The 23,170-nt window shown below is 70.6% G+C and carries 17 protein-coding genes; 7 read left to right on the forward strand and 10 right to left on the reverse strand.

The annotated features are described in order from the left end of the window. Positions 1-123 precede the first annotated feature (123 nt). On the reverse strand, positions 124-2,202 hold the full coding sequence (locus HCR68_RS10790; RefSeq protein ID WP_167149359.1) for a serine/threonine-protein kinase: 2,079 nt from the start codon (positions 2,200-2,202) through the stop codon (positions 124-126). A 371-nt stretch (positions 2,203-2,573) separates the two neighbouring features. On the opposite strand from HCR68_RS10790, the gene ugpC reads away from it, so the two are divergent. The 3 genes from ugpC (at position 2,574) to HCR68_RS10805 (ending at position 6,527) form a co-directional block, all read left to right on the forward strand. Next, positions 2,574-3,701: a sn-glycerol-3-phosphate ABC transporter ATP-binding protein UgpC gene (gene ugpC / locus HCR68_RS10795; protein ID WP_010613314.1), complete on the forward strand. Its 1,128-nt coding sequence runs from the start codon at positions 2,574-2,576 to the stop codon at positions 3,699-3,701. Positions 3,702-3,952: 251 nt separating this feature from the next. Next, positions 3,953-5,329: a DUF4032 domain-containing protein gene (locus HCR68_RS10800; RefSeq protein ID WP_167149360.1), complete on the forward strand. Its 1,377-nt coding sequence runs from the start codon at positions 3,953-3,955 to the stop codon at positions 5,327-5,329. A gap of 736 nt (positions 5,330-6,065) precedes the next feature. Continuing rightward, positions 6,066-6,527 (forward strand): hypothetical protein, encoded by a 462-nt coding sequence (locus tag HCR68_RS10805; protein ID WP_167149361.1) that lies wholly within the window; start codon positions 6,066-6,068, stop codon positions 6,525-6,527. Positions 6,528-6,624: 97 nt separating this feature from the next. On the opposite strand, the gene HCR68_RS10810 is transcribed toward HCR68_RS10805, so the two are convergent. From HCR68_RS10810 to ispF, 4 genes are all read right to left on the reverse strand, one after another. After that, the gene (locus HCR68_RS10810; RefSeq protein ID WP_167149363.1) at positions 6,625-7,866 is read right to left on the reverse strand and encodes a hypothetical protein; all 1,242 of its coding nucleotides are present in this window, start codon (positions 7,864-7,866) and stop codon (positions 6,625-6,627) included. A 144-nt stretch (positions 7,867-8,010) separates the two neighbouring features. Beyond that, on the reverse strand, positions 8,011-9,009 hold the full coding sequence (rlmB, locus tag HCR68_RS10815; protein WP_167149365.1) for a 23S rRNA (guanosine(2251)-2'-O)-methyltransferase RlmB: 999 nt from the start codon (positions 9,007-9,009) through the stop codon (positions 8,011-8,013). A 108-nt stretch (positions 9,010-9,117) separates the two neighbouring features. After that, the gene (gene cysS / locus HCR68_RS10820) at positions 9,118-10,761 is read right to left on the reverse strand and encodes a cysteine--tRNA ligase (RefSeq protein WP_167149367.1); all 1,644 of its coding nucleotides are present in this window, start codon (positions 10,759-10,761) and stop codon (positions 9,118-9,120) included. A gap of 207 nt (positions 10,762-10,968) precedes the next feature. Further along, a complete protein-coding gene (gene ispF / locus HCR68_RS10825; RefSeq protein ID WP_243859065.1) occupies positions 10,969-11,625 on the reverse strand; it encodes a 2-C-methyl-D-erythritol 2,4-cyclodiphosphate synthase in 657 nt (218 codons plus the stop codon). Between the two features lie 700 nt (positions 11,626-12,325). On the opposite strand from ispF, the gene HCR68_RS10830 reads away from it, so the two are divergent. Continuing rightward, on the forward strand, positions 12,326-13,213 hold the full coding sequence (locus HCR68_RS10830) for a DUF559 domain-containing protein (RefSeq protein WP_167149369.1): 888 nt from the start codon (positions 12,326-12,328) through the stop codon (positions 13,211-13,213). A 334-nt stretch (positions 13,214-13,547) separates the two neighbouring features. Here HCR68_RS10830 and HCR68_RS10835 read toward each other — a convergent pair whose 3' ends face one another. Then, a complete protein-coding gene (locus tag HCR68_RS10835; RefSeq protein WP_167149371.1) occupies positions 13,548-14,225 on the reverse strand; it encodes a uracil-DNA glycosylase in 678 nt (225 codons plus the stop codon). Positions 14,226-14,351: 126 nt separating this feature from the next. Between HCR68_RS10835 and HCR68_RS10840 the strand changes: the two genes are divergently transcribed. The 3 genes from HCR68_RS10840 (at position 14,352) to groL (ending at position 18,414) form a co-directional block, all read left to right on the forward strand. Further along, the gene (locus HCR68_RS10840) at positions 14,352-14,993 is read left to right on the forward strand and encodes a LytR C-terminal domain-containing protein (RefSeq protein ID WP_167149374.1); all 642 of its coding nucleotides are present in this window, start codon (positions 14,352-14,354) and stop codon (positions 14,991-14,993) included. Positions 14,994-15,009: 16 nt separating this feature from the next. After that, positions 15,010-16,497 (forward strand): glycoside hydrolase family 15, encoded by a 1,488-nt coding sequence (locus HCR68_RS10845; RefSeq protein WP_167149376.1) that lies wholly within the window; start codon positions 15,010-15,012, stop codon positions 16,495-16,497. 294 nt (positions 16,498-16,791) lie between these two features. Then, positions 16,792-18,414 (forward strand): chaperonin GroEL, encoded by a 1,623-nt coding sequence (groL, locus tag HCR68_RS10850; protein ID WP_167149377.1) that lies wholly within the window; start codon positions 16,792-16,794, stop codon positions 18,412-18,414. Between the two features lie 197 nt (positions 18,415-18,611). On the opposite strand, the gene HCR68_RS10855 is transcribed toward groL, so the two are convergent. The 4 genes from HCR68_RS10855 to HCR68_RS10870 all read right to left on the reverse strand — a co-directional run bounded on the left by HCR68_RS10855 (position 18,612) and on the right by HCR68_RS10870 (position 23,092). Beyond that, entirely contained in the window at positions 18,612-18,971 is a 360-nt protein-coding gene (locus HCR68_RS10855) for a WXG100 family type VII secretion target (RefSeq protein WP_167149379.1), read from the reverse strand. A gap of 216 nt (positions 18,972-19,187) precedes the next feature. Further along, the gene (locus HCR68_RS10860; protein ID WP_167149381.1) at positions 19,188-20,585 is read right to left on the reverse strand and encodes a hypothetical protein; all 1,398 of its coding nucleotides are present in this window, start codon (positions 20,583-20,585) and stop codon (positions 19,188-19,190) included. 171 nt (positions 20,586-20,756) lie between these two features. Continuing rightward, entirely contained in the window at positions 20,757-22,355 is a 1,599-nt protein-coding gene (locus HCR68_RS10865) for a HAMP domain-containing sensor histidine kinase (RefSeq protein WP_167149383.1), read from the reverse strand. Next, a complete protein-coding gene (locus HCR68_RS10870) occupies positions 22,355-23,092 on the reverse strand; it encodes a response regulator transcription factor (protein WP_003785315.1) in 738 nt (245 codons plus the stop codon). The genes HCR68_RS10865 and HCR68_RS10870 overlap by 1 nt, the downstream gene beginning before the upstream one ends. Between the last annotated feature and the right edge of the window lie 78 nt (positions 23,093-23,170).

A 23,170-nucleotide genomic window follows, 5' to 3' on the forward strand; every position in this document is an offset into this window, starting at 1 on the left:
CACGCAGCCAGGACTCAAGCACCTCCAGGTCACCCTCACGCACAACCAGTCCAGGAGCAGGTCTATTCGCCATACCCCCATCATCCTAAGCACCAACCACAAAACAACTAACGACACGCGACACTAGCCGCCGAGGAATGGGGAGGAGTCGGGTGGCGGCATCAGACCGGCGAAGGTCAGCAGAAGCGCGATGACACCAATGGTGAGCAGGATCGTCATCGTGCGCCGTCTGCTGTGCTCACTGGGGACGAGCATGTTGACGATATGGGCGCCGCCCCGTCGGGTCGCCGCGCCCCACGGCACCAGCCACATAACAAGAAGACAGGTGGCGATCTCCACCAGGAAGAAGAGAACGAAACGGGTAAGGAGCGGAACCGAGCTCAGAGTCGAGGAGTTCTCCCCTATCAGTCCAGACGAGGAGGAGACCGATAAGATGAGGGCGCCGATCGCCAGGGCGATGAGAAAGGCGAAGCCGACAGACACCAGCGAGCGCAGGAGGTACCACGGGGTCGCCGCCCACATGCGAGAGGTGTCGCCCGGCGAGGTGGAGCCGCGCTGGAGCCGGTTCCAGCGCCGAGCATCCTGAGCTCTCCCCACGGTGCCGGCAATGACCGCTAGAAGCGCTGCGAAGATCGCCATCCAACCCGGCCTTGTGATGCCCGTTGCGGACATCGCGAACCAGAGGGCCATCATCACCTGCGGGCGGCGTCGCGGCTCCTGCGCCCACTCCGGTAAGTCTCCTGTTCGGGCGGGAGCGCTGAAGCGACGAACCTGCGCGGGTCGCGCACCGGTCATCATCGGCCCCGTCATCGCGCCGGTCGCCGGCGCGGCCACAGGGCGGGGGGCGGACTGGGCGTAGCCGGCCGGGGAGGCGGTCGGCTGGTACCCCGAGTAGGGGAACATCGGTACCTGCCCGGATGGCGCGGGCCGCGGATAGGCTCCCGACGGCGTCACAGGGGCGGGGCTCCCGACGCCGTACTGCATCGACTGCGCCTGACCGATCGGCATTGAGGCGCTGTTCCGGTACCACGAGCGAGGAGGAATGGCCGGTGGGGGCTGAACCGACGCGGTGGAGGACGCCGACGGCGCGCCGTAGCCGTACCCGCCCTCAGCGGCCGAGCCTGCGGAGACGGGGCTGCCGTACGCGGCCGGAGACGCGGAATGTGCACTGCCGGCGCTCTGCTGAACGCCGTAGCCCGGTGCGACGCCGTAGCTCGGGCCGGCGCCGTACCCGGGGACGAAGGTGCTGGTACTCGTCTCCGACTCCTCGGAGCCGTCTTCCGGCTCCTGCGGCCCCAGGAGACGGTCGACGGCCTCCTGGCCGGTGCCGCCCTCGGCGATCTCGTCGAGCACCTCCAGCAGGCCGTCCGGGCTGAGCCGGTCCTCCGCCTCCGGGGCGAGCGCCGCCGTGAAGGCCCGCGCCAGCGCAGGATTCTCCTGCTCCAGATTGCCCAGTTCCGGAGTGCCCGCGTAGACGCGGCGGAAGACCACCTGCCACGCCCCCGAGCCGAAGGGCGCCAGCCCGGTGACGGTGAACAGGAGCACGCCCGCGCAGGCGTACCAGTCGACCTCGGCGGTCGGCTCCCCGCCGTCGAGCATCTCCGGCGGGATGAAGCCGGGCGTGCCCGTGACCTGACCGGTCTGGGTGAGTCGGACGTCGTCGGCCACCTGGGCGATGCCGAAGTCGATGAGAACCGGGCCCTGCGCGCCGAGCATGACGTTGGAGGGCTTGAGGTCGCGGTGGATGACGCCGGCGGAGTGGACCGCGCGCAGCGAGTCGACCAGCCCGTGAGCCAGGTCGGCCAGGTCCCGGGCGTCGGTGGTCAGGTCGTAGACGCCCTCGTGCTCCACCTCGTGCTGCAGGGTGGGGCCCTCGACGAGCTCGGTGATGACGAAGGTGATGCCCTGGGACCCGTCCCCGGTCTCGATGTCCAGGATCCGGGCCACGCGCGTGTCCCTCACCCGGGCCAGGACGCTGGCCTCGCGGTCCAGGCGACGTCGGGCCGTGGGGTCCGCGGCGATCTGGGGGTGGAGGATCTTCATGGCCACGTGGCGGCCGCCCTCGTCGGCGGCCTCCCACACCACGCCCATGCCCCCGGCGCCCAGGCGACGCAGAAGCCGGTAACCCCCTACCAGGGTGCCGGCGCGCAACTTGCTCAGGGTGACCGGCTCGCCCGGCTGCGCGTCGAAGTTCTGCGTCATGACCCCCACAGTACCGGGCTATATCGGCTCGCGGGCTCCCCGCCCCTGTGGGGCTCTTCGCCCGACTGTGGGCCATATCGCGGGACAAAAGCCAGCGCTGGAGCCGCATTCCCGGCGGTCGGGGAGGCCGTCGGCGGCGGCCGGGATGGGGAGGGCTCCACCCGCCGGCGCGGGGCCTTTCGCCGCCATCACCGCAGAAGATCATGCTGAAAGTTCGCTGTGAATCGCTGGTCAAAGCCGGGAACGTGTGTCAAGATGAGCCCGTCCACGGTCGAATGGCTGACCGCGGTACGTGTCAATGCGGACACGCATCGGCACCTTTCACGACGGATCGTCCGGCACGTACCTGCCGGTGAAGGGAAGCACCACCCATGGCAACTGTTACTTTCGAGAACGCCACGCGCATTTACCCGGGCAATGACCGCCCCAGTGTTGACGCTCTCAACCTCGAGATCGCCGATGGCGAGTTCCTCGTGCTCGTTGGCCCCTCCGGCTGCGGTAAGTCCACCTCCCTGCGCATGCTCGCGGGCCTGGAGGACGTCAACGCCGGTCGTATTCTCATTGGTGACCGCGACGTCACCGACGTTCAGCCCAAGGACCGTGACATCGCCATGGTCTTCCAGAACTACGCGCTCTACCCGCACATGACCGTCCACGACAACATGGGCTTCGCCCTGAAGATCGCGGGCACCCCCAAGGCCGAGATCGACAAGCGCGTGCGTGAGGCCGCCAAGATCCTGGGCCTGACCGAGTACCTGGACCGCAAGCCCAAGGCGCTCTCCGGTGGTCAGCGTCAGCGTGTGGCCATGGGGCGCGCCATCGTGCGCAAGCCCAAGGTCTTCCTCATGGACGAGCCGCTGTCCAACCTGGACGCCAAGCTCCGCGTCCAGACCCGCACCCAGATCGCCTCGCTCCAGCGCTCGCTGGGCGTCACCACGGTCTACGTCACCCACGACCAGACCGAGGCCCTCACCATGGGCGACCGCATCGCGGTCCTCAAGGACGGCGTGCTCCAGCAGGTCGGCACCCCGCGCGAGATGTACGACCACCCCGCCAACGAGTTCGTCGCAGGCTTCATCGGCTCGCCGGCCATGAACCTGGGCCAGTTCACGGTCAAGGGGGACGTCGCCACCGTCGGCGCCGCCAAGATCCAGCTGTCCAAGGCGACCCTGGACGCCATCACCCCCGAGGACGGCGGCAAGGTGACCATCGGGTTCCGGCCCGAGTCGCTCGACGTCGTCTCCGCCCAGGACGAGCACTCCATCCCGGTGCGCCTGTCCTTCGTCGAGGAGCTGGGCTCCGACGCCTACATCTACGGCGAGCTCGTGGGTGCCGAGGAGTCCGAGGCCAAGCTCGGCTCGGGTGAGGACTCCAGCCAGATCATCGTGCGCGTGCCCCCGCGTACCGCCCCCGAGCCGGGTGAGACCGTCTACGTGCGGATCCGTCCCGGTCAGGAGCACATCTTCTCCGCCTCCACCGGCAAGCGCCTGCCTGCCTGAGGATGCTGACGACGACGGCGCCGTTCCCTCTCGCGGGGGCGGCGCCGTCGTCGCGCTCACCGGGGCGGGGTCGGTCCGGGGCACCGGACCGGCCGTGCCGACCGGCGGGCGGCCGCGCGGCGCCGTCGGACACCGGACTGGAGACCGCCCCGCTCGGTGAGAAACGGATCGCCCCCCGACGCCGTGAAGGGTGTGGGCTGCCGCTCACGCCTCGAAAGGCGAAGGGGGCCCTGGCCTGAAAGAATGACGTCATGTCCCAGTCCATGAAGATCACGGCGGCGACGATTGACCCGGCGCTGCTTGACCTCCCTTGGGAGACGGCCCTGGAGGAGTGGCCCACCGAGGTCCTCGCCGCGCTGCCCCGTGGTCTGTCCCGCCACATCGTGCGCTTCGTCAACCTCTCCGAGCGCGTCATCGCGGTCAAGGAGATCGGCGAGTCCGTGGCGCACCGCGAGTACGAGCTCCTGCGCGACCTGCTGCGGCTGGGGGCGCCCTGCGTGCAGCCGACGGCGGTCATCACCGGCCGGCGCAGCGTCAGGGGGGAGGAGCTCAACTCCGTGCTCATCACCGAGCACCTGTCCTACTCCCTGCCCTACCGGGCGCTGTTCAGCCAGTACATGCGGCCCGAGACCGCCACCCGGCTCATCGACGCGCTCGCCGTGCTGCTGGTGCGCCTGCACCTGCTGGGCTTCTACTGGGGGGACGTGTCCCTGTCCAACACGCTCTTCCGCCGCGACGCCGGCGCCTTCGCCGCCTACCTCGTGGACGCCGAGACCGGTGAGCTCCACCCCGAGGGGCTCACCGAGGGCAAGCGCCTCTACGACATCGACGTGGCCCGCACCAACATCATCGGCGAGCTCATGGACCTGCAGGCCGGCGCCCTGCTGGAGCCGAGCGTGGACACCATCGAGGTCGGGGACCGCATCGTCAGCCGCTACACCGAGCTGTGGGACGTCCTCACCGCCGAGGAGTCCTTCTCCATGGATGAGCGCTGGCGCCTGCGCCGCCGGGTCCAGCGACTCAATGAGATGGGCTACGACGTCGCCGAGCTGACCATGAACACCGATTCCCAGGGCGAGCACATCACCATCCAGCCCAAGGTCGTCGACGCCGGCCACTACCACCGTCAGGTGATGCGGCTGACCGGCCTGGACGTCCAGGAGCGCCAGGGGCAGCGCATGCTCAACGACCTGGAGGCCTACCGGGCCATGTCCGGGCGCAGTGACGACCCCATCGAGCTCGTGGCCCACGCCTGGCTGGCGGAGGTCTTCGAGCCCACCATCCACGCGGTCCCCATGGAGATGCGCCGCAAGCTCGAGCCGGCGGAGATCTTCCACGAGATCCTGGAGCACCGCTGGTACATGTCCGAGGCGCAGGACCGCTACGTCACCACCCAGGAGGCGGTGGACGACTATGTGGCCACGGTGCTGCCCCAGCACCGTGACGAGCGGGCCTACCTCGGGGTCGGGGACACCCAGGAGATGGAGGCGATCGTCGTCGACGACGAGTCCGAGGAGCCCCTGCCCGAGGACGACGCCGAGTTCGCCGCCCGCGACGAGCAGACGCTGGCCGACTACGCGGCCAACCCCTTCGGCTTCACCGCCGGCATGAAGTTCAAGGGGGAATAGAGACGGGGGAGCGGCAGGCAGGGAGCGAGTGCGCCGTCGGGCCTCCCGCTTCAACCGTAATCCGGGAGTGCTGACGTTCCAGAAGCTCGAGGGCCCCACGCCTTCTGAGCGCAGGGATGCCGCCACGATGAAAACCATGTTCATCGTCCTTCTTGGCGGGATGCTTCTCACGATGATCCCTATCGCATTGCTCGCGTGGTTCGTGAGCAGCCTGGGGCCGCCGTAACCTGATGAGAGAGAGTGTTCGGCCCGGTTAAGGACTTGGAGACAGGCGGAGTGATGACGAGAGAGGCATCGGTGTGACGGCGAATGTCCCCGCTTTTCAGGCCCTGACCGGGGTGTCTGTTGGCCGGTGCGATGGATGTCGTAGCGGAGGCAGGGGCTTGACCCCTGCGTTCACATGGTCGTCGAGGCCGCACCTCGAAGGCTCGAACCGGAGAGCCATGGATACGGCACTGGGACAAGGGCTCGGCGGCCTCGGATCACCAGGAAGCCCGCGTCACGTCGCCGGGGTGTCCACAGGAATGACATTGGACCCCCAGCCCACAGATTCGATCCGGCGGATCGGCGTGATTCCAACGATCTGCCCGCCCCTCGCGAGCCGGGATCCTTCTAATGTCATTTCTGTGGACACCGAAGGACTGGCGCGCTCACCGCAGGTCGAGGAATACGGCAACCATGCAGCGGACACTCCAATGAATAAGCCTTACGGAGTGACGACGAGAGAGGTATCGATATGACGGCGAATGTCCCCGCTTTTCAGGCCCTGACCGGGGCGACGCCGGAGAACAGTGCCTTCATCGACCTGTACTTCGACCCGTCCGTCTCGCTGCCAGGGAAGAGCACCGTGTCCGTCACGATCAACAGTTGGCAGCTGCGCCTGTCCGCGGGCCAGTCCGTGAGGATCGCGGTACCGCCGGGGTCGGTGAGTGTGGTCGTCGACTGTTTCACAGCATTCCTGAGCCCTAAGCCGCGTCTTCAGTTCGCGGTGCAGCCCGGTCAGATGGTCCCGGTGTTCTACCGCGCTTCCATTCTCCGAGGCGATCCGGGCGCCCTGAGCTTCGGAAAGCTCCGCGGTATGTCCCGCTCCGAGAAGGGATCGCTGATCTTCGTTCTCGTTGTGCTGCTGATGATCCTGATGACGGCGTTGCCTATAGCGTTGGTCAGCTGGTTCACGATGCGTTCGGTCGCTCCGTAGGTCACGCGGTGCGTCCAGTCTGCCGCCCTGGCGGCAGTCATGACGACGAGCTCGTGAACAGGCCCCTCCATACGCTCGAGCCGGCTGGCTCGGGCTCTCAGGCGCCGAGCTCCTCGGCGACCAGGGCCATCTCCTCGTCGGCGCGCCGACGCAGCTCGCGGTGACGCGTCCAGGAGGCCAGGGAGACCTCCGTGATGGCGTCCACGAGGAGGAAGGCGCCCACCGCGGCCACCCCGCCCGGAAGGTTCCCGGTCGAGCGGCGACGGCGCACAGCGGCCCCCAGGAGCGCGCCGCCCAGGCCCGCCTCCAGGAGCGCGGCGCCCCGCACGGCCCACGGCTTGTCCGTCACGGTGCGCACGTAACCCTGCCAGAAGGCCGATCCCGGGGTGGAGGGGTCGGCCAGCAGCAGGCCCACGCTGCGACCCACGGCGTTGGACAGTCCGCGCGGCTCGTGCACGACGACGCCGGGGACCTCCACCGGGGCCAGGCGGCCGGTGAGGACCTCCAGCACCCAGTCGGGCAGCCCCAGGGCCTGGAGCATCGCGGCGAAACCGTCGATGCCGGGTTGAACGATGGCGGCGGTCGCGGCCTCCAGGTCCGCTCCCGGGATGGCGTCAACGATCCCCGAGGCGTCGGTCAGGTCCGCCAGGAGCTCGTCGACCAGGGACCTCAGGGCCGGCCCGGGCTCGTCGACCCCGCCCCAGACGTAGCGCGAGGTCATGCCCCAGGAGAAGACGGCGTCGTCCTCCGGGTCCCCGGTGGGGATGGCGCGGATGGACATGTCCTCGGCGTCGGCGGTCAGCACCAGGGCCGGCAGGGACTCGTCGTCCCAGCCGAAGGTGCCCAGGTCCGTGCCCTCACCGGAGTACATGACGATGCGGCGGTCCAGGCTCGGGGTCGAGGCAACGGCCAGCGGACGCTCCAGCAGCGTGGCCTGCAGGGGCACCATGTAGGCGCTCATCGGGGAGACCACCACGGTGCGGGCGCTGGCCGAGCCGTGGCTGGAGATCGTGGGCAGCTCGACGTCGTCGGGCAGGGCGTTGAAGGTGGCCGGCCCCACGGCGACGTCGGCCGTGAACTCCCGGGCCAGGGACTCCACGAGCTCGCTGACGCGCGGGCCGGGCACCACACCCCCGCGCGAGGGGGGCGTCACCGCGACCCGGCCCTCGACGTCGGTCATGAGGGTGAGGCTGAGCAGGTGGGTGGTGGCCGGGAACCACTCCAGACGCACGACCACCCCGCGCGCGGCGAAGGCGTCGGCGACGGCCTCCGGCGTCGTGCCCGGCGCGATGAGTACGCCGTCGGTGCGGTTCCAGCGCTGCGAAGCGTCCTGGGCCATGGGGACCTCCTGTGGATCGGATGCGGCCCATTGTGTCAGCAACGGGGCCTTCATGGGGAAGTGTTCGGGTAATGCCGGGCGTTTGTGACCAGGTCAGCCGGAGCGATTGGGGCAGACGGCCCGGCCGGATCGGTCGGGCCGGGGTCAGCCGGCGCTGCCGGCGGCCCTGCGCCGCAGGCGGTCGACCTCGTAGAGGCTGATGCCCGTGGCGACGGCGGCGTTGAGGGACTCCACGCTGCGGCTGATCGGCACCGAGGCCAGTACGTCGCAGGTCTCGCGCACCAGGCGGGACAGGCCCGTCCCCTCCGCGCCGGTGACGAGTACCAGGGGGGAGTCGGCCAGGGTGAGGTCCTCGATGGCGGTGCTGCCCGAGCCGTCCAGGCCGACGACGAAGCAGCCCTCCTTCTTCAGCTGCTCCAGGGCGCGCACGAGGTTCGTCTCGCGGGCCACGCGCACCCGGGCGGCGGCGCCGGCGGAGACCTTCCAGACGGTGGCGTTGACACCGACCGAGCGGCGCTCGGGGATGATGACGCCGTCGGCCCCGAAGGCTCCGGCGCTGCGCAGGACCGCGCCGAGGTTGTGGGGATCGGTCACCTGGTCCAGGGCCACCAGCAGCGGCGTGCGGCCCAGCGAGCGGGCGCGGCCCAGCAGGTCACGGGCGGTGGTGTACTCGTAGGCGGGCACCTCGATGGCCACGCCCTGGTGAGCGGCGGAGTCGGTCAGGGCGTCCAGGTCCAGCTTGGTGGTCTCCAGCACCGGGGCGCCCAGCAGGGCGGCGCGGCGCACGACGGCGCCCAGGCGCTCGTCGGACTGGGCGGAGACCGCCATGAAGACCCGGGTGATGGGCACCGAGGCGTAGGCGGCCTCGGCCACCGCGTTGCGCCCGCACAGGATCTCGTGGTCCTCGGGCACGTCGAAGCGGCGCTTGAGCTTCTCGAGCTGCTTGGCCCGGGTGGGCTGGGAGGCCCTGGCCTCGGCGCGGGCCCTCGCCCGGGCCTTGGGGTGGCCGACGCGGTTCTCCGCGCGCGGGGTGGGGCCCTTGCCCTCCAGGCCCTTGCGGCGCTGGCCGCCGGAGCCCTTCGTGGGGCCCTTCTTCGAGCCGGGGCGGCGCTTGGCGCCGGGGTACTGCTCGTTGCCGGGCATCCGGGGCCTCCTGTTCGTGATGGTGCTGAGGTGATTCAACGTGGGCGGGGAATGTGCGGGGAGTGTGCGGGGAGACGGTCGCCGCGGGGCGGCGAGGTGCTGGGCCGCTCAGGCCAGGTGCCAGCGGGCGCCCGACGGCGAGTCCTCGACGACGACGCCGGCCTGGGTCAGCTTGTCCCGCAGGGCGTCGGCGCGCGGCCAGTCCTTGGCGGCGCGGGCCCGAGCCCGCTCGTCGAGGTCGTGCTGGATGAGCCGGTCGAGGGTCTCCATGGCGGCGCCTCCCTGGGAGGAGCCGACGCCGTCGAGGACGTGGGTGCGCCAGGGCTCGGCCAGCGGGTCCAGGCCCAGGACGTCGAGCTGGGAGCGCAGGTCCAGGGCCAGGCCGGTCACCGTCTCGCGCAGGTCTGCGTCGGCCCCCTCGCTGCCGCCCGACCCGGCCTCGGCCTTGGCGAGAGCGACGTTGAGGGCCTTGAGGGTGGCGTGGACGACCGCCATGGCGCCGGCCAGGTTGAGGTCCTCGTCCATGGCGGCGGTGAACTCACCGGGCAGGGCCCGGGCGCGCACCTGCTCGGCGGGGGCGTCGACGGGGCTGGGCCCGCCGGACGCGCCTGGGGCTCCGTCGTCGGAGCGGGGCTCGGTGAGCTCATAGGCCCGCAGGATCGCGCCGGACAGGCGCTCCCACAGGGCCTCGGCGTCGGCGAGGGTCTCCTCGGAGAACTCCACGGTGGAGCGGTGGTGGACGGTGCCCAGGGCCAGGCGCAGCACGGCGGCGTCGTAGCGCTTGAGCAGCTCGGCCACCACCAGGGAGTTGCCCAGCGACTTGCTCATCTTCTCGCCCTTGATGGTCACCCAGGCGTTGTGGACCCAGTGGCGGGCGAAGCCCCAGCCGGCGCCGTGGGACTGGGCCTGCTCGTTCTCGTGGTGAGGGAAGCGCAGGTCGATGCCGCCGCCGTGGATGTCGAAGGTCTCGCCCAGGTAGCGGCGCGACATGGCCGAGCACTCCAGGTGCCAGCCGGGCCGGCCCCGGCCCCAGGGGGCGTCCCAGGCGGCGTCGGCCGGCTCGGTGGGCTTGGCGGCCTTCCACAGGGCGAAGTCGCGCGGGTCGCGCTTGTCGGCCTCGACGTCGTCGTCCAGCTGGGACTCGTCCTCGGTGGTGGCCAGGTCCTCCAGGCGCTGGTTGGTCAGCGACCCGTAGCCGGGCAGGGAGCGCACGTCGTAGTAGACGTTGCCGGACTCGCCGATGTAGGCGTGGCCGGCGTCCAGCAGGCGCTGGACCAGGTCGATCATCTCGGGGACGTGGCCGGTGGCGCGCGGCTCGTAGGTGGGGGCCGCCACTCCCAGGGCGCGGTAGGCGGCGTCGAACTCCCGCTCGAAGCGCTGGGCCCAGGCCCACCACGGCACCGGCGGCTCGGCGTCGGCCGACTTGCTGAGGATCTTGTCGTCGATGTCCGTGACGTTGCGGATGAGGCGGACCTGCTGGCCGCTGCGCTCGAGCCAGCGGCGCAGGACGTCGAAGGCGATGCCGCTGCGCATGTGGCCGATGTGGGGAGAGCCCTGGACGGTGGCACCACACAGGTAGATCGTCACCAGGCCGGGGGTGGCCGTGGGGGCCAGCGGCACGACGGCGCGGGCGGCGGAGTCGTACAGGCGCAGGGCCGGCTCGGCCGCGCCCACGGGCGAGGCGGGCGCCGCGGGCGCGATGGGCTCGGCGGGCTCGGCGGACCGAGTGGGCTCAGTGGGTGTGGTGCTCACGGGCACAGGCTACCTGGCCGCGTGCTGTCCACCGGGTCTCAGGGCCTTTCCCCGAGGCTCGTGCCAGGGCGTGCTGAGAGGCGGGCTCGCGCGGGGCGCGCGGGTCCTCGTGTCCGGGACCGTGCCGTACGGGGCCGGGGCCGGTCCGGGAGCCCCGGGAGCTCAGACGCCGGCCCGTCAGGTGCGGTCGCGCGCCTCTCCGGTGGGTCAGTCGCGCAGGGCGGCTCCGGGGACGGGGTAGACCAGGGCGGTGGCGACGGCGAGCAGACCCTCGGTGCGGCCCAGGAATCCCAGGTGGTCGGTGGTGGTCGCGGTGAAGGAGACCCGGGCCGACGCCGCGTCGGACAGGGCCCGGGAGGCCTCAGCGGTGCGGGCGGCCACGCGCGGGCGCTCGCCCACGAGCTGGACGGCGATATTGCCGATCTCGAAGCCGGCCTCGCGCACGCGGCGGGCGGCCTCACCCAGGAGCGCGGCCCCGGAGGCGCCCTTCCACCGCGGCTCGGCGGTGCCGAAGTTGGAGCCCAGGTCCCCCAGCCCGGCGGCGGAGAACAGGGCGTCGCAGCAGGCGTGGGCGACGACGTCGCCGTCGGAGTGACCGGCCAGGCCCACCTCGCCGGGCCACTCCAGGCAGGCCAGGTGCATGGGGGTGCCCGAGTCGGGGGCGGCGAAGGCGTGGACATCGGTGCCGATGCCGGTGCGCGGCAGGTACTGGGCGATCTTGTCCAGGTCGATCGTGGCCGGGCCGGCGGCGTGGCGCGCCCTGGGGCGGGTCGGGGCCGGCGTGGCGGGGGCGCCGTCGGCGGGCGTGGGCTGAGCCGGGGGCTGAGAGGGCTGAGGGGACTGCTCTGAGTGGCGTTCGGACATGGGCCGTGTCTACCAGACGGCTTCCGGTTGAGTGTCACGCGGAGGTGTCTGATCGTCGTCGGCTATCTGGGGAATATATGAGGGGCTTGGGGTGCAGGCGACATCTGCGGCCGCGCCGTCAGCCAGTCGGAGAGTGCACTGCACGGGGTCTGGGTGGTACTGGAGGACGGTTAGCGGTAATGCACGAACCCCTAACCGTCGTGCAGTGCCGCTAACCGTCCTCCATTGGAGTCTGAGCGTCGTGGAGCAGGGCGGGAGAGAGAAGGCCCGGGCCCAGTGGCGTCCGAGCCGCCAGAGCAGCCCGACGTAGCTGGCGTACGACGTCGTTACGAGCCAGTTCCGAAGTTCCGAGGAGGACGCGGAGCCACAGCTCCCAGTCGTGCACCCTTGGTCCACAGAGCTCGTTGCGAGACGTGCCTGGCGGCCTCGCGGTGCGCAGTCTTGAGTCATGACACCGCGATCACCGTCCCCCGGATCCGATATCGATCTGCGACCACGCCTGGTACGCACCTCGAGCCGGTCTCCGGGAGGCTGTCTTCCTTCACTCGCCTACGTCCGTCTGGCGCGTGGTTACTACTGGCTGCCGAATCGTGATGCTGAGCGCTGGCAGCACCGTCACACGCTGTCGCTGGCGCGAGCCATAGTCGCTCAACTCAGCCAGTTCTCGGCAGTCTCCCTCTCGCACGCCTCCGCTGCCCTGGTGCTCGACCTTGACATGTTCTCCCAGGAGCCCGATGTGTACCTGGCGGTGTCCAGTACCCCACGTCAGGTCCACGTCACTCTGCCCCGCATCTGGGTGCCGGACCACGGCACACCTATGCCGATTCCGGACAGCTCCGCAGACTCCTCTCCCTGCCGGGACATCACCCTGTGGCGACGACATCTCACCCTGGCCCCAGATGAGGTCGCACCGGTGGGGCAGGTGGCGGCGACGACGGCGGTGCGCACCGCCTATGACTGCGCCTTCGACGAGCCGGCGCACAATGCGCTGTCCATCGCCGACTCCGTGCTGCGCCGCTACTGCCACCCTCATAGGGAGCGGCCCGAGCTCTGCACGACGACGATGACCCGAGTGAGGCGGGAGTGGGCGCGCATGCTCGAGCGCGAGCCGAGGCGCCGTGGGATGGCGCAGGCTCGGGCGGTGCTCAGTCTGGCGACGCCATTTGCCGAGTCCGCGCTCGAGAGCGCGGTGAGGTGGCTGGTACTGGTCCTTGGATTATCGATTCCTCAGTTGCAGTACCCCATTGACACGTCCGAGGGGTGCTGGTGGGTAGATCTGTGCTGGCCCGGACAGAGGCTCGTCCTGGAGGCCGACGGCAGGAAGAAGTACCGGAGCTCCGCGGATCTGTGGAAGGAGAAGCGTCGTCAGGATGCGCTTGAGGCTCAGGGATGGACGGTGCTGCGCGTGTCCTACGGCGACATGATGCGACCGGACCGACTTGGCGCGAAGGTCTTATCGAAGCTGTCGCCTCAGGAGATCTCGGGTCTACGTCCTCGCCAGGAGCTGGCCTGGACAGGGATGCATCTGGACGCGGGGCTGCGCGAGGCCTCGATGCTGGGGCGCCGGCTTCCCCGGGGAACAGGATGAGGATGTTTCGCGGGACGAGGCCGTTCGTCGTCGGCTGTCTCGGAGGTGCGGGACCCCGCGGGGCGATTGAGGGGACCGACGACGCCCGGGCCCACGCGATCGGCCAGTGGGAGAGTGCACTGCACGGGGTCTGGATGGCACTGGAGGACGGTTAGCGGTACTGCACGACGGTTAGGGGGTCGTGCAGTACCGCTAACCGTCCTCCAGTAGAGTCTGAGAGTCGTGGAGTAGGGGCGGGAGGCCGAGGATCAGGTGGCGGAGAACAAGAGGACACCGGCCGTGGAGGCACCGGCGGCCCGGAGGCTGCTGCACGACTCGAGGGACTCTAAAGACTCTAGGGCAGGCGCCAGTCCACGGGAGCGGCCCCCATCTCCGTGAGGATCGTGTTGGCACGGCTGAAGGGGCGCGAGCCGAAGAACCCGCGCGAGGCGGACAATGGGGAGGGGTGCGGTGAGGCGATGATCGGCGTCTGACCCAGCATCGGGGTCAGGGACTGCGCCGGCCGCCCCCACAGGATCGCCACCAGCGGGGCGTCGCGCTCAACCAGGGCCTCGATCGCGCGCTGCGTCACCGTCTCCCAGCCCCAGCCCTTGTGCGAGGCCGGAGCCCCCGGGCGAACGGTGAGAACCCGGTTGAGCAGCATGACGCCCTGCTCGCACCACGGCGTGAGGTCCCCCGACGTCGGCTGGGGCACGCCCAGGTCGCTGACCAGCTCGCGGAAGATGTTCTCCAGGCTGCGCGGGGGCCGCACACCGGGGGCCACCGAGAAGCTCAGTCCCATGGGGTGACCCGGCGTGGGGTAGGGGTCCTGGCCGACGATGAGGACACGCACCTTGTCCATCGGGTAGGTGAAGGCGCGCAGCACATCCGTTCCCGCCGGAAGGTACCCGACGCCGGAGGCCACCTCCTCACGCAGCCGTTCCCCGATCTCATGGATCGTGGGCTCCACGGGCGCCAGGGCACGCGCCCAGGAGGGGTCGATGAGCTCGGACAGGGGCTTGGCAGTTGTCACGCTGAGAGCCTAACGGCCCAGTGACGGCGCCTGCAGGATCTTGCCGACCCCGATGTCACGGTTCTGTGAGCCGGACGTGGCGAGCAATACCCGACGAACGACGCTCGGACCGGTATCTTGTGAAGGGTGAGCAACTATGACTACCCCGAGGACGAGTTCGACGTCGGCGAGGATGACGGTCCGGTTCCGGTGGGCGTGCACCGCGCTCAGGCGCCCCGGTGGCGCAGCTGGGTGCCGCTGCTGGCCATCATCATCATTGTTCCGGCACTCGCCTGGGGGGCGGTGACGCTGTTCCTCAACGGTTCGGGCTCAGGCTCATCGGGTGCGGCCTCGTCGGCCCAGCCCGCCCAGAGCGGACAGGCCAACAACCAGGCCTCGGGCGGGAAGTCCACTGAGGCCTCCAAGCCCGCAGATGACAAGTCCGCCGACGCCTCTGCCAGTCCCAGCGCCGGCGCGTCGGCAAGCGCCTCCGGCAACGTCGACTTCAACACCGGGGTCACCGTGTCCAACGGGACGGAGACCAGCGGTCTGGCCAAGGGCGCCAGCGACAAGCTCACCAACGGTGGCTTCACCGCGGTGGAGGTCACCCCCGGGATCTATGAGAACGCGGAGCCGACCAAGTCGACGGTCTACTTCAGCTCCCCGGAGAACCGCGCCGCGGCCGAGGAGGTCGGCAAGAAGCTGGGGATCACCAACGTGGTGGAGAGCGCTGAGAACGCGCAGTCCAACCCGATCGTCGTCATCCTGCGCGATGACTACAAGGCGTAGCGGGTAGTACAGGCCCATGAGGCCGCTGGCGCGTCTCGGACGTCGTCGGGTCCTGGCTCTTGCCGCAGCGGTTCCGCTCACCGCCGCCGCGGCCCTCTGGGCCGGCCCCCGTCTGGAGGGCCTGGCTCGCCGTAACCCGACCCTGCGGAGCAGCGGCCTCGTTGTAGGCGGGGGAGGGGCTCTGTATCCCCTGCCCCCGGGCGGCCCGGTCTCCTACGTGCCGGGAACCCGCCTGCCCGAGGACCCCACGCGCTGGGGGCTGACGACGCCGGAGCGCGACGCCCTGGCGCATCAGGCGCTCGCCCGTCGCGAGGCGGCCCGCCTTCCCGCAGGCCGGTGGAAGGAGCTGGCCGACGGCGCCCTGACCGACCTGCTGGCCCTGACCGGGCCGGTCCTCGCGGCGGGACCGCCCGTTGCTCCGCAGACGGTGTCGACTCAGAGCTCCGCGGTCAGTGAGGGTCCCACGAGCGGCCCCACGGCCGGAGCGACGTCCGAGCAGCTCGGGGCCGCCCCCGAGCAGCAAGGACGGCCGCAGGACGCGGAGGTCTTCCCTCCGGGCGCGGTGGTGGCCGCGCCGGTCGGCAGCTGGCGCTACGTCTGGCCGCGGGACGCCGCCTTCGCCGCGGCCGCCCTCAGCGCGGTGAGCCTGCCCGGAGAGGCCCTCGGCGTCCTGAGGAACCTGGCCTCCTGGCAGCGGGCCGACGGCGGCTTCGAGGCCCGGTACACCAGTAGCGGCCAGGTACCGGACAACCGCCCGGCCCAGTCCGACGGCGCCGGGTGGTTCCTGTGGGCCGCGGCCCGGCTCCTGGCCGACGGTGCTCCCGCTTCCGAGCTGGACGGCTCGGTGGGAACGCATCTGGCGCGCGCCGCCTCCCGGCTCCTGACGATCACGGACGCGCCCTCGCACCTGCCCGCCCCGGCGCCCGACTACTGGGAGGTCGCCGAGACCGTGCTCACCCTGGGAACGGCGGCGCCGGTGCTCCTGGGGCTCGAGGCTGCGACGGCGCTGGCCGGGGCCGGAGTCGACCTCGGCGTCCCGCCCCGGGATCTGGCCGACCGGACCACGGTGGTGCGCAGCGCCATGGAGATGCGCTTCGCCCCCTCCTGGGGGCGCCACGTACGGCGTGACGACGTCGACGCCGCCATCGCGCTGGTCCTGCCGCCCTTCACCGAGCCGCTGGCGGGAGCCCGTGAGATCAGGCGGACGGCCGCTGCGCGCATGCGACGCCCCGCCGGCGGCCTGGCCCCGGGCTCCGGCTGGCGCGACGACGGCGTCTCCTGGACACCGGAGACCGCGCTCATGGCCTGGTCGGCCCTGTCGCTGGGGATGGAGGACGAGGGCGCCCGGCTGCTGTCGTGGCTCGAGACGCACCGCACCGGCGTTGGAGCGCTGCCGGAGAAGGTCCTGGCCGACGGCGCCCCGGCGGGCCCCGCGCCCCTGGCCTGGACCTGCGCGCTCATCCTGCTGGCCACTGCGGCGCCGGCCGCCGACGAAGGCGCGTGAGCCGGGCAGCACGGCTGAGGGGAGGGACTGCTCGGAGGGCTGCGGCGATTCCCTGCTTCGCCGTCGGAGGATTCGACGCCGATCAGATCTGAGCGCCTTGCACTCAAGGGCCGAGAGTGCCAGCATTGCGGTTAGCACTCGGGGTCCTCGAGTGACAATGCATCCACGAATGCACCAAGTTCATCCAGGCTGGAACGTGAGGGCCGGCGTCGGGCGTGACGTGAACGCCCGGGGACCGATCCGTCCGTCGCGGGCACGAGCCGGCCGCCCCTACCACGCAGTGGAGGAAACTCAATGTCCAAGATCATCGCCTTCGACGAGGAGGCCCGCCGCGGCATGGAGCGCGGCCTCAACACCCTCGCCGACACCGTCAAGGTCACCCTGGGCCCCAAGGGCCGCAACGTCGTGCTCGACAAGAAGTGGGGCGCCCCCACGATCACCAACGACGGCGTGACCATCGCCAAGGAGATCGAGCTCGAGGAGCCCTACGAGAAGATCGGTGCCGAGCTCGTCAAGGAGGTCGCCAAGAAGACCGACGACGTCGCGGGTGACGGCACCACCACCGCCACCGTCCTGGCCCAGGCCCTGGTGCGCGAGGGCCTGCGCAACGTCGCCGCCGGCGCCAACCCGATCGCCGTGCGCCGCGGCATCGAGAAGGCCGTCACGGCCGTCGTCGAGCGCCTGCTCGCCGACGCCAAGGACGTCGAGACCCAGGAGGAGATCGCGGCCACCGCCTCCATCTCCGCCGCTGACGAGCAGATCGGCGCCTTCATCGCCGAGGCCCTGGAGAAGGTCGGCCACGAGGGCGTCGTCACCGTCGAGGAGTCCAACACCTTCGGCCTCGAGCTCGAGGTCACCGAGGGCATGCGCTTCGACAAGGGCTTCATCTCCCCCTACTTCGTCACCGACCCCGACCGCCAGGAGGCCGTCCTGGAGGACGCCTACGTCCTGCTGGTCGAGTCCAAGATCTCCAACGTCAAGGACCTGCTCCCGCTGCTGGAGAAGGTCATGCAGACCGGCAAGCCGCTGGCCATCATCGCCGAGGACGTCGAGGCCGAGGCCCTGGCCACCCTCGTCGTCAACCGCATCCGCGGCACCTTCAAGTCCGTGGCCGTCAAGGCCCCCGGCTTCGGCGACCGCCGCAAGGCGATGCTCCAGGACATGGCGATCCTCACCGGCGGCACGGTCATCTCCGAGACCGTCGGCCTCAAGCTGGAGAACGCCACCCTGGAGGACCTGGGCCAGGTCCGCAAGGTCGTCGTCACCAAGGACGAGACCACCCTGGTCGAGGGCGCCGGCGACAAGGACGCCATCGATGCCCGCACCTCGCAGATCCGCCTGGAGATCGAGAACTCCGACTCCGACTACGACCGCGAGAAGCTCTCCGAGCGCCTGGCCAAGCTGGCCGGCGGCGTGGCCGTCCTCAAGTCCGGTGCCGCCACCGAGGTGGAGCTCAAGGAGCGCAAGCACCGCATCGAGGACGCCGTGCGCAACGCCAAGGCCGCCGTCGAGGAGGGCATCGTCGCCGGCGGTGGCGTCGCCCTGCTCCAGGCCGCCGAGGTCCTCGACTCCCTCAAGCTCGAGGGCGACGAGGCCACCGGTGCCGCGATCGTCAAGGTCGCCGTGGAGGCCCCGCTCAAGCAGATCGCGGCCAACGCCGGTCTCGAGGGCGGCGTCGTCGTGGACCGCGTGCGCAACCTGCCCACCGGTGAGGGCCTCAACGCCGCCACCGGTGAGTACGTCAACCTGCTGGCCGCCGGCATCGCCGACCCGGTCAAGGTGACCCGCTCCGCCCTGCAGAACGCCGGTTCCATCGCCGGTCTGTTCCTGACCACCGAGGCCGTCGTGGCTGACAAGCCCGAGCCCCCGGCCGCTCCGGCCGAGGGCGGCGCCGGCGACATGGGCGGCATGTACTGATCGACTACCGATCGACATGACTCGACACGAGCCAGTCACACTCCGGTAGCCCCGGCCGCCACGCGGCCGGGACCGGGACCCGGCGGCGGGCCGTCTCTCACGCGCGTGAGGGGCGGCCCGCCGCTTTCGCCTGCTGCTGGCGCTGCGCAGGCCGCAACGGCGGGAGCGCTCAGGTCCTCGGGCCGTCAAGCAGCCGGCTACCAGCCTGCCACGGGCCCTGGGCTCGCGGCCTGGGCCGGGGCGGGCGCCGGGGCAGGAGCCGGCGTGGGGGTGGCGAAACGGCCCTGGTTGGTGGTCTCGGCGTCGTCGTAGCACACGGCGGCGTTGTCCAGGGCCAGACTGATCTGGTCGAGGTTGGACTGCACCTGCAGCTGGGTGAGGTGCCAGTCGGCCGCGCAGGTGGCCATGGAGTCCGACGCCGTCCCGGTCCAGGAGGACTGGAGCAGGCCGATATCGCCCTGCATGGCATCGACCTCGGTCTGGATCGTTGAGATGCGGGTGCGAGTCCGGGCGGCGGTGTCGGCCACCGCGCTGGTGTCGACGGAGTAGACGGGCATGACGGGGTCCTTTCGTGAGAGGCGGACCGATGACCGGGCAGGGTCGTCCGCCGGGGTGCACTGCGGTGCACGGGGGTGCACGCTGTGCCTCTCACGGTAGGGGCAGGACCCGGGTGAGCGTCGGGCCGGCGGTCGGCCCTGTGGACTGGGCCTGCCGATGACGGCCTGTGGCCCCGGAGGACCCGCGGCGGCCCGGGCCCTGGCAGGCGGGCCGCTTCAGAGGTCCCTGGCGCCGTCGTCGATGATCTCCTCGGTGATGGGGGTGATCTCGCCGGTGCGGGCCTCGCGCAGCTCCTTGGCCTCCTGGGTCTTGGCCCGCAGCTTCTCGGCGAGCTTGTCCCGCTCGGCCTGGACCCGGGCGCGGCGGTCCTCGGACTCATCGGCGCGGTTGCGTGAGCACATGAGCAGGTCCAGGTCGGCGATGCAGGACTCCATCGAGGCCGTGTGGGCCATCGGCTCCTCGCCGTCCTTGTCCTCGCGGGCCTCGCCACGCTCAGCGGGCGCCTCGCCGGGCCGACGCGCGGGGGAGGCGGCCGAGACGGCCGGAACGCCCCGGGCGGGGGTGAGCGGTGAGGACGCACTCGATGGCGAGGGCGGCAGCGAGGACGATGAGGCGGCCGGCGCCGGAGTCGTTGCCGAGGCCGTGGGCCTGAGGGCCCTGAGCTCAGCGGTGTCGATACGCAGCGTGTTCCCGTCCTGGGACGGTCCGGGCGCCGGCTGCCCGGCCGCGGTCAGTGCCCGCAGGCCCAGCGGAGGAGTGCGCGGAGCGCTCCCGGCGACGTCGTCGAGCCGCTGAGGCGCCGAACCGGCGGCACCGGCCGCGGGGTCGGCCGAGGCCGCCGTGAAGAGGCGCGTCGGTGTCGGAGCGGCCGGGGGCTCGGGCGCCGCCTGATGGCCCTGGGGGTCCTGCCCGTCCCGCTCGGCGGCGAGCTTGGCGAGCTTCTCCTTGAGCCGTCGCTGCTCGGCCGACAGGTTCTCCCGAGCCGCGTGCTCCCAGCGCTCGCCCAGAGGGGAGTGGAAGAGGTGCTCGCGGTCCAGGAGCCGCGAGACGATCGTCAGGCGCCCGCGCAGGTACTCCTCCATGGGGATGTGGGAGTACTCCTCGCGCAGCAGACGCACGTACTCGGCATAGGTCTGCGGGTCCACGGCCAGGGTCCCCAGGTCGGCGTCGATGAGCGCCTGGGCGTCGATGTCGTTCTCGTCGAGCATGTGCCGCTTGAGGTTGACGATGAGGCAGCACACCCGTTTGACCGTCTCCATCGGGACGCCCAGGTGGTGCAGGTCCGCCTCGGCGAAGGCCGCCGAGGCGGTCTCGTCCTCGCCGCCGTTGCCACGGCTGACCTCCTCGGCGTCGGAGGAGAAGACGCACCCGTGGTACCAGCAGGCGACCCGCATGATGTCCGGGTTGTGGGACTCCTCGGCCAGCTCGTCGACGCGCGCGAGCATGTCGATGAGGTGGCGAAGATTGTGGAAGCGGCGGTCCGGTGTGGACCAGCGCTCAATGAGGAGCTCGCCGGCGGAGCGGATCGCCTCTGGGGGCTGCGTGGCGCCGAGCGCCTTCACCGAGCGGGTGAAGGCCGGCAGGAGCCATTGCGGTGCATCGATGACACCCATGGGTCAGTCTCCGTGTTGGAAATGGAACGCGTGCCATCGTAGGACTGTCCTCGCCACAACGTCGACGTGACACAGTGTCTCGCGCACCACTCTTGCGAGGCGGTCGGCGGAACGCTCGGGGGACGGCACGGCGGGCTCTGGTCGATCACTGAAGGCACGGGACTCGCGGGCCTACCAGGCCGGCGCCGGTGGCAGCTCGATGTGGACGGTGGCGCCGCCGCCCGGGGTCTGGAGCATCTGGACCGTGCCCTGGTGGGCGGCCACGATGCCCAGCACGATCGCCAGTCCCAGGCCGGAGCCGCCGGTCTCCCGGTTGCGGGAGGTGTCCGAGCGGTAGAAGCGCTGGAAGACCTTCTCGGCCGCCTCCGGCGGCACCCCGTGCCCGTGGTCGCGGACTTCGACGACGACGACCGGCTGCGCCGTCGGGTTGGCGCGCGGGGGAGCCATGCCGATGGCGATCTCCACCGGCGTCCCGGCCGGCGTGTGGCGCACCACGTTGCCCAGCAGGTTGGTGAGGATCTGGGAGAGGCGGTCGCGGTCCCCGATGACCTGGAGGGAGGGCGCCTCCAGGCCGGCGGTCTCGTCGTGGGGGTCCAGGGGGATGAGGCCGCAGTCGCGCTCGGGGGCCAGGACCATCATGTCGCTCAGGGCTCCGGCCGCCAGCTCGGTGAGGTTGACCGGTTCCATCGACATCTCCCGGCCCTCGTCGATCCGGGCCAGCTGGAGCAGGTCGTCGACGAGGCGCCCCATGCGGTTGGACTCGGTCTCGATGCGCCCCATCACCTCGCCGGTCTTGTTCGCGGGCACCCCGCCCATCCGGTAGAGCTCGCCGTAGCCGCGGATCGCGGCCAGGGGCGTGCGCAGCTCGTGGGAGGCGTCGGAGACGAATCGCGTCATCCGCTCCTGAGCCACGACCTGGGCGGCGAAGGCGTTCTCGTTCTGGGTGAGCATTGCGTTGATCGCCCGCTGCAGCGAGCCGACCTCCGTGGTGCGCGGCTCGGTGACCAGGATGCGGGCCGACAGGTCGCCGTGGGCGATCCGTCCGGCCACGCCCTCGATCTGGCGCAGGGAGCGGAAGGAGCGGTGAACCAGATAGGTGGCGAAGAGCGCGCCCACCGAGATGATCGAGACGTCGGCCAGGGCCACCACCAGGCGGGTCCTCTCCACGGTCTCCATGACGTCGCTCAGCGGGAGGGCCAGGGCCACGGCGCCGGTGTACTCGCCCGTGTCCTGGTCCTGGATGAGCAGGGTGATCATCCGCCACTGGTGGCCGGGCTGATCGGAGTTGACCGTCGTGATCGGGTAGTCGCTCTTCTCGGCGTGGGTCAGGGCCCGCTGGTAGTCCAGGCCCTTGATCTGCGGCCGGCCGTACTTCGCCGCGGTGTCGGCTGAGATCCACTCCCCGTTGCGGCTGGCATCGAGGTACTCGGCCTTGACGTAGTAGTTCGAGGGGAAGGTGGCGCTGGTGGTTCCGCCCTCGCGGATCTGGGCCAGTCCCTGGCTCCCGATGGCCACCGAGGTGGTGCGCAGCTGGCTGTCGATCTGCCCCATCATGTGGCTGTAGAGCAGCGAGGTCACCACGAAGGAGACGACGATGAGTCCGATGGCGAGCAGGCCCGTCGTCATGAGGGTCAGGCGGGTGCGCAGCGGCATCGCCTGCCAGGGCCGCTGGATCGCGGTGATCGGGTGCCATCGGCCCCGCTTGATCGGCCGGTGCTGCTTGCCGGACGACTTGGCCGGGCGCGTGCTCCCCCCACGCGCCACGACCATCACTCGGCCTTGGGCTCGCGCAGCATATAACCCACTCCGCGACGAGTCTGGATGAGCGGGGTGACGGGCTGGCCGTCAGCCCCCTGGATCTGGTCCACCTTGCGACGCAGGTAGGAGATGTAGGACTCCACGATCGCGGCGTCGCCGTTCCAGTCGTACTCCCAGACATGGTCGAGGATCTGGGCCTTGGACACGACGCGTCCGGCGTTGAGCATGAGGTAGCGCAGGAGCTTGAACTCGGTGGGGGACAGGTCCACCTCGACCTCGGCGCGGTACACCTCGTGAGCGTCCTCGTCGAGAACCAGGTCGGCCACGCGCACGACGCCGTCGTCCTCGTTCTCGATGGCGTGGGTGCGGCGCAGGATGGCGCGAATACGGGCGATGACCTCCTCCAGGCCGAAGGGCTTGGTGACGTAGTCATCGCCGCCGACGGTCAGGCCCTGAACCTTGTCCGCCATGTCGTCACGGGCGGTCAGGAAGAGAATGGGGGTGGTCACGTCGCGCTCGCGCAGGCGCCGGGCCACGGTGAAGCCGTCCATGTCGGGCAGCATGACGTCGAGGACCACCAGGTCCGGGGACGTCTTCTCCACCGTCTTGAGGGCGCCGTTGCCGTCTCCGGCGATCGAGACCTCGAAGCCTGCGAAGCGCAGGGACGAGGCGAGCAGGTCGCGGATGTTGGGTTCATCGTCGACGACAAGGAGGTGAGCTTCGGTGCGGGACTGCTGGGAACGCTCCATGCGCCACACCATCCCTTCAGTTTCTGGTCGTTTCCTGAATGAGTTCCGAATGGTCGCTGTTGACGAGTCAAGCGCCTG

The organism is Actinomyces sp. ZJ308 (genome assembly GCF_011752065.1).
In the GTDB taxonomy this organism is placed as follows: domain Bacteria; phylum Actinomycetota; class Actinomycetes; order Actinomycetales; family Actinomycetaceae; genus Actinomyces.